This is a genomic window from Lactococcus sp. DD01 (genome assembly GCF_001578715.1).
Classification (GTDB): Bacteria; Bacillota; Bacilli; order Lactobacillales; family Streptococcaceae; genus Lactococcus; species Lactococcus petauri.
Window position 1 is genome coordinate 1 of sequence record NZ_KQ968940.1, and the last position, 11,524, is coordinate 11,524.

The following is an 11,524-nucleotide window of genomic DNA, read 5'->3' on the forward strand; positions in this document are numbered from 1 at the left end:
GTTAGTTCTCCCTTAGTGGGGGGATTTTCCATATTTTGCCGGGGTGGCGGAACTGGCAGACGCACAGGACTTAAAATCCTGCGAAGGGTAACCTTCGTACCGGTTCGAAACCGGTCCTCGGCATCAGTCAAACCAAGAGTTTTATGACTCTTGGTTTTTTTATATAATTTTTATTAATAACTAGGTTAGTGACCTAGTTATTTTATTGACGAATAAGTTTGTTTGTTAAATATCAGAGAATTGTTATTTATTACTCTAAGATGAAAAGATACGTGCTAATATTCTAGTTTTTTTGATAAAATGTCAATTTATATTCTGTAACTTAAAAAATGTCCATAATTTCGATTATGTTTTAGAAATTTAAAAAATAAAAATAATTTGATAATTGTATTTAATTGAAGCTATGGTATTCTACTATATAGGAGTAGGGCATATCACAAAAGGAAGGGGGAACATAATAAATTACGATAAGTTGGAAGTTATTCTAGAGGGGAGAAAAAAATATAAGGATGGAGCATAATTTAGATATGGAGCAGCTGGAAGAAATATTTCATTCTGTCCAACATATTGTGTGGAAAAGCAGTCGTTTAATTCCGATAAATTTTTGGACGATTGATGACTATCAGCAGGAAGGGCGCTTGGTATTATATGACTTGCTTAGCGACGGTGTGACACAAAGAAATTTATTTTGCCATTTTAAGGTGCGCTATAAGCAGAGACTTATTGATATTAAAAGAAGGGAGCGGGCTTTTAAAAGGGGTTTTGATTGTGGGACTGGCTTAGACATATACGAATATTCGGATGCTTTAAAAGGTAAAGCGGCCAGTCCAGAACATACGCTGATTTCTGGAAGTTTACTAGAAGAAGTTTTTGAAAACTTAAGTTTACGTTACCGACGGCTCCTGAAAAGTTATCTCGCGGGCGATGAATTGCATCGTATGGAAAAGTATCGTTTGAAAGAAAAAATAACGAAAATATTGTATGATCAGCAGTGAGTTTATTGATAATGCTTGGAGAGAAAGTTTTGCCTAAATTGTGATATAATTATTTTATTACTAAATAAAAATTTATAGGAGATTTCCAGAAAATGGCAAAATTGACTGTTAAAGATGTAGATCTTAAAGGAAAAAAAGTTCTTATTCGTGTGGACTTCAATGTCCCACTTAAAGATGGTGTAATTACTAATGATAACCGTATTACTGCAGCTCTTCCAACAATCAAGTATGTACTTGAACAAGGCGGACGTGCAATTCTCTTCTCTCACCTTGGTCGTGTTAAAGAAGAAGCAGATAAAGCTGGTAAATCTCTTGCTCCAGTAGCAGCAGCTTTGGGCGAAAAATTGGGCAAAGAAGTGGTCTTCCCAGGAACTACACGTGGTGCTGAATTGGAAGCTGCTATTGCTGAATTAAAAGATGGCGATATCTTGCTTGTTGAAAACACTCGTTTTGAAGATGTTGATGGTAAAAAAGAATCTAAAAATGACCCTGAACTTGGTAAATACTGGGCTTCACTTGGAGACGGTATCTTCGTAAATGATGCATTTGGTACTGCTCACCGTGCGCACGCTTCAAACGTAGGTATTTCTGCTAACGTGGATAAAGCAGTAGCTGGTTTCTTGCTTGAAAACGAAATTGCTTACATCCAAGAAGCTGTTGAAAACCCAGTTCGCCCATTCGTAGCGATCCTTGGTGGTTCAAAAGTTTCAGATAAGATCGGTGTTATTGAAAACTTGCTTGGTAAAGCAGACAAAGTTATCATCGGTGGTGGTATGGCGTACACATTCTTCAAAGCACAAGGTATCGAAATCGGTGATTCTTTGGTTGAAGAAGACAAACTTGACTTGGCAAAAGAATTGCTTGAAAAAGCAGACGGTAAACTTATCCTGCCAGTAGACTCAAAAGAAGCAAATGCTTTTGCTGGTTACACTGAAGTAAAAGATACTGAAGGCGAAGCAGTGGATGCAGGTTTCCTTGGCCTTGATGCAGGTCCTAAATCAGTTGAACGTTTTGCTAAAGAGCTTGAAGGTGCTAAAACAGTTGTTTGGAACGGTCCTATGGGTGTCTTTGAAAACCCTGATTTCCAAGCAGGTACTATTGGTGTTATGGATGCTATCATTGCTCAACCAGGTGTAAAATCAATCATCGGTGGTGGTGACTCAGCAGCTGCAGCAATCAACCTTGGCCGTGCAGATAAATTCTCATGGATCTCTACAGGTGGTGGTGCTTCTATGGAACTTCTCGAAGGTAAAGTTCTTCCAGGACTTGATGCTCTTACAGAAAAATAATGCAATAAAAAACAGACCATGGTCTGTTTTTTTGATACAATAATACTATGAAGAAAATCACAGTAAAAAAGCAGGCTGCACTTAAGCTTCGTCGCGCTTTTCCCTTAATTGTTGCCGAAGATTTAAAGTCTACTCCACAGGAAGATGGGTTTATTGACTTTATTGATGAAAAAGAAAACTTTTTAGGAAGAGGCTATTTATCGAAGCAAAATAAAGGCGCTGGTTGGCTTTTAAGTCAAATCCCAGAGGATATAAATCAGCGTTTCTATGAAAAGAAGTTTGAGGAAGCTAAGCGCGCACGTCTTTCTTTTTTCCAAGATGACCTAACAACAGCTTTCCGGATTTTTAATGGTGAAGGCGATGGCTTAGGCGGTATAACTGTTGATTATTATGCTGATTATGCCGTTTTTAGCTGGTACAATCCTTTTATCTATACGCAAAGTACAGACATTATAGCTGCCTTTCGCTCTGTTTATCCTGAAATCAAAGGAATTTATGAAAAAATTCGTTTTGATGGACTAAGTTTTGAAACGCGACATATAGGCGGAGAAATTGCCCCAGAACCATTGGCCGTTAAGGAAAATGGTGTGACCTATGCAACATATATGAATGAAGGGCTGATGACAGGGATTTTCTTAGATCAGAAAGAAGTGCGTGGTACTTTAGCAAATGGTTTAGTGGCCGGTAAGACTCTTCTTAATATGTTTAGTTATACAGGCGCTTTTTCGGTTGCAGCAGCGTTTGGAGGAGCAAGTCAGACAACCTCAGTAGATTTGGCCAAACGTTCTTTGGATAAAACGCGAGAACAATTTACAATGAATGGCATTGATCCAGAGAGTCAACGTATCTATGTTATGGATGTTTTTAGCTATTTTAATTATGCCAAGAAAAAAGAATTAAGTTATGATGTTGTGGTTTTAGATCCACCAAGTTTTGCTCGCAACAAGAAGAAGACTTTTTCGGTGGCAAAGAATTATGGGGAACTCGTTCAAGAATCAATCGATATTTTAAATAAAGAAGGACTTTTGATTGCCTCTACAAATGCTGCTAATGTTAGCCGTGAGAAATTCCGTACAATGGTAGAACAGGCTCTGAAAAATAAAAAAGTTAAATTTGATATTTTTCAGGAAGAGCACTTGCCTGCCGACTTCAAGGTGGCTTCTTCTTTCCCGGAAGGTGATTATTTGAAAGTCTTGTTTATTCAAATCAAAAAATAAGAAAAAACTGTTGGAAAGTTGCTCCAGCAGTTTTTTAATAAGCCATAAATTACTGAAATGTAAGAGTGGATGTACAATTCCTCCTTTATAATAAAAAGGTATCAGTTTTTTTAAAAAAAGCCGTCTCAGTAGAAGCAGTTTTCTTGATTCTTAACTATCTTCAGCTAGGCTGGTTTCTTCTAGAAAATCTGTTTCACAAATAAGGGAGAACAGAGTATGAAAAAAATTTTTTCTAGCTATGATTTAAAAATCATAGGTATAGTATTTATGGTTATCGACCATATTAACATTTATCTTGGAAGTTATTTGGGCTTACCTACTTGGATAGGCTTTTTAGGGAGATTTGTCGCACCACTATTTGTCTTTATGATGGTCGAAGGCTTTCACTATACAAGAAGTCGAAAAAAATATTTTTTAAGGCTTTTAGGTGGTGGTCTACTAATGTATGCCATCAATATTAGCTTCAACTTGCTGACACGGAGCAGTTTTGAGGACCCATATGGGCAATTTGATATATTTTTACTTCTTGCAGGTCAAAATATTTTCATGACGCTGGCGCTCTTATTTGCTTTAATCTGGGCAATTGATATTATTCGTAAAAATCAAGGGACGAAGCTTAAGTGCTTTTCATATAGTTTAGTCATTATATTACTTTTGCCCCTTATCCTGTTGAGTGAGGGTGGCCCATATGAGCTTGTATTGGTCCTCATTTTCTATTTTTTCCGAAGAAGATGGGCAAAAATTTCAGCAGGGATTATTACTTTTAGTCTTCTTTTGCTTATATGGAGTTTGGTGGGCTATTTTACAGGCAGTGCAGCAGGCACGCTTTACCAGGTACTCAGTTTTTCAAATGAATTTATGATTATTACTGTTTTACCTTTCATTTACCTCTACAATGGTCAACGTGGCGGTAATGGCGCACAGTGGCAAAGAGATCTTTTCTATTATTTTTATCCCGCACATTTGCTTATTCTGTACATCTTACGCTATGCCTTGGTAGGTGTAGTATAACAAAAACACACGGTCATTCATTAACCGTGTGTTTTTATATTGGTAAAAAGCTATATAATAAAGCGAAGAAAACAAAACCAATGAGGCTCATAACCCATATTTTATTGTGTGATAAGAGGGCCACGTATTCACGTATGAGGGCTGTGGGTAAGAAATAAAGTGCTGTTGGTGCACCAACCCCTTCAGCCTTAAGATGCACTCTACGGGCATATAAACGTGCACGGAGTACATGATAATTATTGGTTGAAAAGATAATACTTGGCGCTGGGTGGCCACCCTCAAATCTTGTGAGCCAATCTTCTTCAATAAGCTGTTTTGAAAAAAGCATATTTTCATAAGTTGTAGTTGATTGATCTTCTAAAATAATCATATTTTCAGGAATATGCTGAGAGAGGAGGTATTTACGCATAGCATAAGCTTCAGAAACAGGCTCATCAGCACCTTGCCCACCACTCACAACAAATTTCGCATTCGGATTTTTGTAGAAATATTCAATCCCTTTGTCCAAACGGCTTTTAAGAAGCGGTGGAACGTCTTCACTAGAAATACCAGATCCAAGTACAATAATATAGTCAATATGCTTTTTAAGCGGCAGCATCTGGTACATCCAAGAATAAAAGAGGTAAGCAATAAAGATGAAGGACAGTATTAAATCAAGTAAGAGGATAAATAACAAAATTATATCCAGAAAAAGTGGTAGTTTGAACATACCTGTGATTAAAAATAGAAAAAGAGGGAAACTGATGATTAAATTTAAGCCCATGGCAGCGGAGAGCTTTGCAGTTAAACTTTTTCCTTCTTTAGTATGCATCGTTTGTGAATTGAAAATGAGATAGATGCATACAGCTAAAAAGATGAGAGGGAGAAGCAAATAAAAAATTGCTAAAGCAAGCATTGAACCATGAGAGGAGGTTTTATCAAGGAAAACGAGTCCAAGAATTAAAAGGGTTAAAAATGAGAGAATCAACCCAGCAGCCAAAAGCAGCCCGCCCAAGATACTCCGATCTTTAAATTTTATTAGCAAATAGCCTATCCCAGAAATAGCGAGAAAAAAAAGTAGATATAGCATAAAGTCCTCCAATAGATAAAATTAGTATACCATGTTCGCGCCTTGGTAAACCAGTATTTTGTATTAATCGCTGACGCTAAGGACTACTGTGAGAAACAAAAACTTAAAATTGCCTAAGAAAAGTCCATATGCTGGGAAGATGTTTTGAATTTACTAAGAAAAATATTACAATAGATATATGTTTGTTAATTTAGTTACCTAAAAGTAATGTTGATGACTGTTCAAACAGATCGTACAGAATGAAGGGACTTTTTCTTATGGAGGAAACGCTATATATCGTTGTAATGATTCCCGCATGGAATGAAGCGGGGAGTATAGGAGAAGCGGTAAGCAGTATTTATGAACAAACGAGATTACCTGATCGCATCTTTGTCGTACCCAATAACACAACGGATTTGACCTCTGTAGAAGCTATGGCCGCTGGGGCAGAAGTTTTGGTTATGCCAGGGAAAAATGAGAAGAAAAAAGCAGGTGCACTTAACTGGGCACTAGAAAAACTTTCTCCGACATTAGATGCTCAACGCTCTGCTGTTTTAGTTATGGATGCGGATACGATGATAGAGCCTGATTTCATCGAAAAAGCTGAGAAAAAAATGATAGAAGAAGCGCGTGTGGGTGGAGTTAGTTCGATTTTTGTGGGACGTAATTCAACCAACTTACTTGGGATTTTGCAACAAATGGAATTTGCCCGCTTTGCTCGGTTAGTTCACAAAAGAGCTGAGGTTTATGTTTTGTCAGGAACAGCTAGCTTGATTAGTTGGGATGTTCTCAAAGAAATAAAGGGAGCACGTTTAGAAGCTAAGCTCTTACCAGAGGGGGAAAGCTACTATGATGTCGATAGTATGACAGAAGATAATGAGCTGACTTTGGCTATCCTCGTTTTAGGCTTTTCAGTTCCTCATGTAAGTGTGAAGTCGATAACTGATGTTATGGAAGATTATAACTCGCTTTACCATCAGCGTAAACGCTGGTATATTGGTGCTTTACAAAATATTAAAGAATATGGCAGAAAAATGCCACCTTGGATGCGGATGATTTATTGGGTGCAACAAATTGGGTTGTACATGGCTCTTGCTATCACACCGATTGTCCTTTTTGCCTTTACGATTTATTTGATTCAGGTAGTGCTTAGTGAGGGAGCGGTTTTGGGTTGGTCTAGATTAACTTCTATCGTGCTTCTCGTACTCTATCTATTCGTTCAGGTTGCTACGGTTTGGGATCAGGGCTGGAAATGTCGCCTTGTGGCGCTGAGCTATTTCCCCGAAATTGTCTATGCCATCTTTCTTTTGATTTTCTATGCCGCGGCTCTATGGTCTTTCCTGACAGGTAAAGATATGAAATGGAAGCACACTTAAAAAAGAGGGTGTAAAACGACAGGCCACAGCTGATTTGTTACAAATTATCTAAATATTAACGCATAAACTAGTCATAGTTTAGCGTTTTTTAGTTGCTTTCGAGTAATTTAAAAGAAACATTTAAAACGATTTGCATATCTTTTGTAATCTATTTTACTTTTATATATAATAAATTACGCGGTTAAACAAAAACAATAAAAGTGAGGAAATAATATGCAAAACTTCTTGATTATCGTTTCTTATTTCATTAACATTGGTATCGTCTTCCATATTCTGAAATTTGTACCAGGTGTTGGTTTACATTTCCTCATTAATGATGAAAAAGGCACAAGAAAGCTCTACCTTACGCTTAGAGGTAAACCAGTGTTAGCATTGGTAGAATTGGCGGCAACGATTACAGAAAAACCTTCATATTAATTAGATTGCATTATCTTGCAATACTCAGAGGTAATCAAATTTGAATGACAAAATTTAGGTGTATACAGCAATTGTTCAAGATTAAGAGGCTTCTTTTTCGAAGAAAAAATATGAAAATTTTTTTAATTTCTATTTTAAAACCACAATCTAATCAAGGTTGTGGTTTATTTTTGTATCTATATTTTTATCCATTGTCCACTGTAGCATACTTAGTAATAAAAAAAGAAAAGCACCAGTCTTACAAGACTGGTGCTTAAATTCTTATATAGATGCGGAAGGCGGGACTTGAACCCGCACAGCCAAGATAGGCCACAGGATCCTTAATCCTGCGCGTCTGCCAATTCCGCCACTTCCGCGAATTGGTACTTTAATATAATACCATTTCACGAGAAAGAATGCAAGAATGAACTTAACTTTTAGATGTTTTTATAAAGTATGTTCAGTATTTCATATAAGAGGCCATTTCTGCAGCATGGGCACCTGCTACATGACCAGTCACAAAAGCACAAGTGATATTATAGCCACCCGTATAACCGTTAATATCGAGCAATTCCCCAGTCATATATAGACCGGCTGTTAATTTACTTTCCATTGTCTTTGGATTAATTTCTTTAAGCTGAACGCCTCCACCAGTGACAAAAGATTTTTCAATCGGAAAAGTTTTATCGATTTGGATTGGAAATGCTTTAAGGATATGAGAAAATTTCTCCAACTGTTTTTCGGTCAATTGCTTTGCAGGTATATCTGCGTCGATTTGAACTTTATCCAGTAAGAAAAGTAAATAGCGTTCCTGCGTGAGCGCTGCAAAAGCATTTTTAACAGCCTTGCCATTGTCACGCGCAGTATTTTTCAAGTCGTTTAAGAGTTGTGCTACAGATATGTCAGGGAAGCTGTCCAGCTGGACAGTCACACTTTCTGCGCCTTTAGCTAGTTCTTGGTTGATAAAGCTAGAACAGCGAAGTGCTGCAGGGCCACTGAGACCAAAGTGCGTGAAGAGCATGTCCATTTGATGTTCAATGATGATTTTCCCTTTAGCATTAAGTACACTTAATCGGATATCTCGAAGAGAGATACCTTGTAAAGTTTTCTCACTAATAAATGTTTCAGAAGAAATTAATGGGGATTCTGTCGGATAAAGTGTTGTGATTGTATGACCAGCACTTCGTGTTAATTTATAACCGTCACCAGTGGAACCTGTCGAGGGATAGGCGCGTCCGCCAGTAGATAAGACAACACAGGAGGCTGTGAAGCTATCTGTTTCTGTTTCAAGTCCTGTAATAGCACCATGTTCTATATTGAGTTCAGTTACAGCAGCGTTTGGAAAATAGTCCACATGAAGCTCCTCTATTTTACTGAAAAGGCCCTCAACAATTGTTCGAGATTTATCGGTTACAGGAAACATTCGACCATGGTCTTCCTCCTTGAGTGGAATACCATTTTTTTCAAAGAAGTCAATAATATCTAAGTTTGAAAATTGAGCAAAAGCACTGTGCAAGAAGCGGCCATTTCCAGGGACATGGGTGATAATTTCGTCCACCGAATGGCTGTTGGTAACGTTACATCGTCCGCCTCCCGTCATCAACAGTTTTTTTCCTACTTTTTTGTTCTTATCAATTAAAGCTGTATGTGCACCATTTTCTGCAGCAGCTATTGCTGCCATCATACCCGAAGGTCCGGCTCCAACAACGATTACATCATATTTTTTCATAACTTCATTATAGCATAGTTTCAGGTGCTGATTTCTTGCGCTCGCTTATGAAATATATAAAAAGAACCCTTATGTAAGAGTTCTTAAGCTCAACCTTTAAATCAAACTGTGTTTCACTAAAAAGTCATGTGCCACGGCAGCAGGATCTTTTTGCTCAACATTGACGGCGTAATTCATATCAATCATTTCCTGATTGGTAATTTTTCCTGAAAGTCGGTTTAAAATTTGCTCCAATTGGGGGGATTTCTTAAGGAGATTTTTATTCATCAAAGGAGCTGCTTGATATGGTGGGAAAAGATTTTTATCATCATTCAGGACGGTCAGTTCATATTGTTTGATTTGACTGTCTGTGGAATAAACTTGGGCTAAATCAATGCTATCACTATTCAAGGCATTGTAGATCAAACTTGTTTGCATTGTCTTCACATCAAAATTTAGTCCATATAAACTTTGAATGCCAATATAGCCATCTTGGCGGTGTGCGAATTCTAAGTCAAAGCCAGCTTTAACTGAAGGAAGCCCTTGGAGATCAGAAATATTTTTAAGGTGATGTTTCTGGGCGTAGCTATTTTTCACAGCTAAAGCATAAGTATCTTGAAACTCCATAGGTGTAAGATAGGCAAAGTTATCAAGTTTAGCAATACCTGTGCGTGCCTCTTCGTAAACTTTTTTGGGATCGGTGGAGGTTGTGTTTTTTTTCAAGAATGTCGTTAAGACTGTTCCAGAAAATTCAGGATAAATATCAATTTTATTGGATTTTAAAGCATTGTAAAGGAAGGTTGTGTCTCCAAAGTTGGACTTGAGTGTGACTTCGATATCACTGTTCTTTTCAATGACTTCCTTGTACATATTTATCAAAAGTGTCGGCTCAGCTCCGAGCTTTCCAGCAATGGTAATCTGTGGATGAGTATTGGATTGAGGTTGATAATACGACCCTAGCAAGAGTAAAAGACCAGCAAAGAAACTAATCAGAATGGTACGAATTTTTGCTTTTTCCAAGAAGCGGAGTAAGGCTGAGAAAATAACGGCCAATAAAGCAGAAGAAATCGCTCCAATCAGGATAAGGTTAACATCATTGGAGTTAATGCCCAAGAGGATGAAGTTTCCGAGTCCGCCTGCTCCAATAAGTGCAGCTAAAGTTGCTGTCCCAATAATCATGACAGCACTTGTACGAATACCAGCCATAATAAAGGGAAGAGCAAGTATCAGCTCAAACTTCATCAAGCGCTCTCGTCGGTTCATCCCAAAAGCAGTTGCTGCTTCAATTAAAGACTGATCAATTTGCTGAAGACCGGTATAGGTGTTTTGAATAATAGGAAAAAGAGCGTAGACAACTAATGCGACAATAGCTGGCAAAGAACCAATCCCAATAAAAGGAATCAATAATCCAAGTAAGGCCAAACTTGGAATCGTTTGGAAAATTCCGGTAAGTTGCAGTACGGGCTCAGCAATTTTGGGGTAACGTCTTAAAAGTAAAGCAAGGGGAAGAGCGATTAAAATAGCGATAAAAAGAGAAACCAAGGAAATTTGGATATGCTCTAGAAGAGCAAGCCAAAACTGGTGCTCTTGCTGTTGAAAGGTAGAAATCAAATTATTCATGAGCATCGTCCTCCAGACTATTTAAGATTTCCCCCAAAGGCGTTTCTTCCGAAAAATCATGAGTTGCAAGGACTTGTTCAAGATTTTTTAATTTATATTGAGACAAGTCTTGCTGATAATCAGTGAAGAAGTCCGCCACAAAAGTATTTGCTGGGGCATTTAAAATTTCTTGGGGACGTCCCACCTGTTGAAGTTCGCCGTCTTTGAGAATTGCGATACGGTCAGCCATCGCCATTCCTTCAGACATATCGTGGGTAACAAAAACCGTTGTGATTTTTAAGGTTTTCTGCAAATCTTTGACCAGTTCCTGTAGCTGTTTACGGGAGATAGGATCCAGAGCGGAGAAAGGTTCGTCCATTAAAATAATCTTTGGTTTACAGGCGATAGCACGCAAAATACCAATCCGTTGTGCTTCACCTCCAGAAAGTTCATGAGGGTATCGGTTAAGGTACTTTTCAGCATCTAGACCCACTAAAGGAAGGAGTTCGAGTACGCGCTCACGCGTTTCTCTTTTGCTCCAACCTTTCATTGTCGGGATGATACCAATATTTTCTAAAACGGTCATGTTAGGAAAGAGCGCAATTTGTTGAAGCACATATCCTATTTGAAGACGCAAGTCTCTTAAGTTAATTGTTTGAATATCTTGATCATCAATGAGGACCTGCCCTTCATTGGGTTCGATGAGCCGGTTAACCATCTTGAGTAATGTTGTTTTTCCGCCACCAGAAGAGCCTGCGAGAACAAAAAACTCGTGACTTTCAATGGATAAGTTGATATCTGAAAGTACGGCTTTGTCTCCGTATTTTTTAGTGACATTTTTAAATGTAATAGTCATAGTGTCATTTTAACATTTTATCTTTCAGT

At 37.9% G+C, this 11,524-nt stretch carries 10 protein-coding genes and 2 tRNA genes; 7 read left to right on the forward strand and 5 right to left on the reverse strand.

What is annotated here, in order from left to right:
* Positions 1-37 precede the first annotated feature (37 nt).
* The 5 genes from LACDD01_RS07825 to LACDD01_RS07845 all read left to right on the forward strand — a co-directional run bounded on the left by LACDD01_RS07825 (position 38) and on the right by LACDD01_RS07845 (position 4,512).
* Positions 38-123: transfer RNA gene (locus LACDD01_RS07825), tRNA-Leu, on the forward strand.
* Positions 124-509: 386 nt separating this feature from the next.
* The gene (locus LACDD01_RS07830; RefSeq protein WP_029343540.1) at positions 510-995 is read left to right on the forward strand and encodes a hypothetical protein; all 486 of its coding nucleotides are present in this window, start codon (positions 510-512) and stop codon (positions 993-995) included.
* 92 nt (positions 996-1,087) lie between these two features.
* Positions 1,088-2,284: a phosphoglycerate kinase gene (gene pgk, locus LACDD01_RS07835; protein WP_014025460.1), complete on the forward strand. Its 1,197-nt coding sequence runs from the start codon at positions 1,088-1,090 to the stop codon at positions 2,282-2,284.
* A 47-nt stretch (positions 2,285-2,331) separates the two neighbouring features.
* Entirely contained in the window at positions 2,332-3,501 is a 1,170-nt protein-coding gene (locus LACDD01_RS07840) for a class I SAM-dependent rRNA methyltransferase (RefSeq protein ID WP_061414185.1), read from the forward strand.
* Positions 3,502-3,717: 216 nt separating this feature from the next.
* Positions 3,718-4,512, forward strand: coding sequence for a TraX family protein (locus LACDD01_RS07845; protein ID WP_019291504.1), 795 nt, complete (start codon positions 3,718-3,720; stop codon positions 4,510-4,512).
* Between the two features lie 34 nt (positions 4,513-4,546).
* Here LACDD01_RS07845 and LACDD01_RS07850 read toward each other — a convergent pair whose 3' ends face one another.
* A complete protein-coding gene (locus LACDD01_RS07850; protein ID WP_061414189.1) occupies positions 4,547-5,581 on the reverse strand; it encodes a YdcF family protein in 1,035 nt (344 codons plus the stop codon).
* A gap of 257 nt (positions 5,582-5,838) precedes the next feature.
* Between LACDD01_RS07850 and LACDD01_RS07855 the strand changes: the two genes are divergently transcribed.
* Together LACDD01_RS07855 and LACDD01_RS07860 are read left to right on the forward strand one after the other, a co-directional pair.
* On the forward strand, positions 5,839-6,936 hold the full coding sequence (locus LACDD01_RS07855; protein ID WP_231863409.1) for a glycosyltransferase family 2 protein: 1,098 nt from the start codon (positions 5,839-5,841) through the stop codon (positions 6,934-6,936).
* Between the two features lie 213 nt (positions 6,937-7,149).
* Positions 7,150-7,353, forward strand: a complete 204-nt coding sequence (locus tag LACDD01_RS07860) for a hypothetical protein (protein ID WP_061414196.1) — start codon at positions 7,150-7,152, stop codon at positions 7,351-7,353.
* Positions 7,354-7,623: 270 nt separating this feature from the next.
* Here LACDD01_RS07860 and LACDD01_RS07865 read toward each other — a convergent pair.
* The 4 genes from LACDD01_RS07865 to LACDD01_RS07880 all read right to left on the reverse strand — a co-directional run bounded on the left by LACDD01_RS07865 (position 7,624) and on the right by LACDD01_RS07880 (position 11,495).
* Positions 7,624-7,709, reverse strand: a tRNA-Leu gene (locus LACDD01_RS07865).
* 83 nt (positions 7,710-7,792) lie between these two features.
* Positions 7,793-9,061 (reverse strand): BaiN/RdsA family NAD(P)/FAD-dependent oxidoreductase, encoded by a 1,269-nt coding sequence (locus LACDD01_RS07870; protein ID WP_061414199.1) that lies wholly within the window; start codon positions 9,059-9,061, stop codon positions 7,793-7,795.
* Between the two features lie 96 nt (positions 9,062-9,157).
* Entirely contained in the window at positions 9,158-10,660 is a 1,503-nt protein-coding gene (locus LACDD01_RS07875) for an ABC transporter permease/substrate-binding protein (RefSeq protein WP_061414202.1), read from the reverse strand.
* Complete coding sequence (locus LACDD01_RS07880; RefSeq protein ID WP_019292970.1) at positions 10,653-11,495, reverse strand: ABC transporter ATP-binding protein; 843 nt, start codon at positions 11,493-11,495, stop codon at positions 10,653-10,655. The genes LACDD01_RS07875 and LACDD01_RS07880 overlap by 8 nt, the downstream gene beginning before the upstream one ends.
* Positions 11,496-11,524 lie beyond the last annotated feature (29 nt).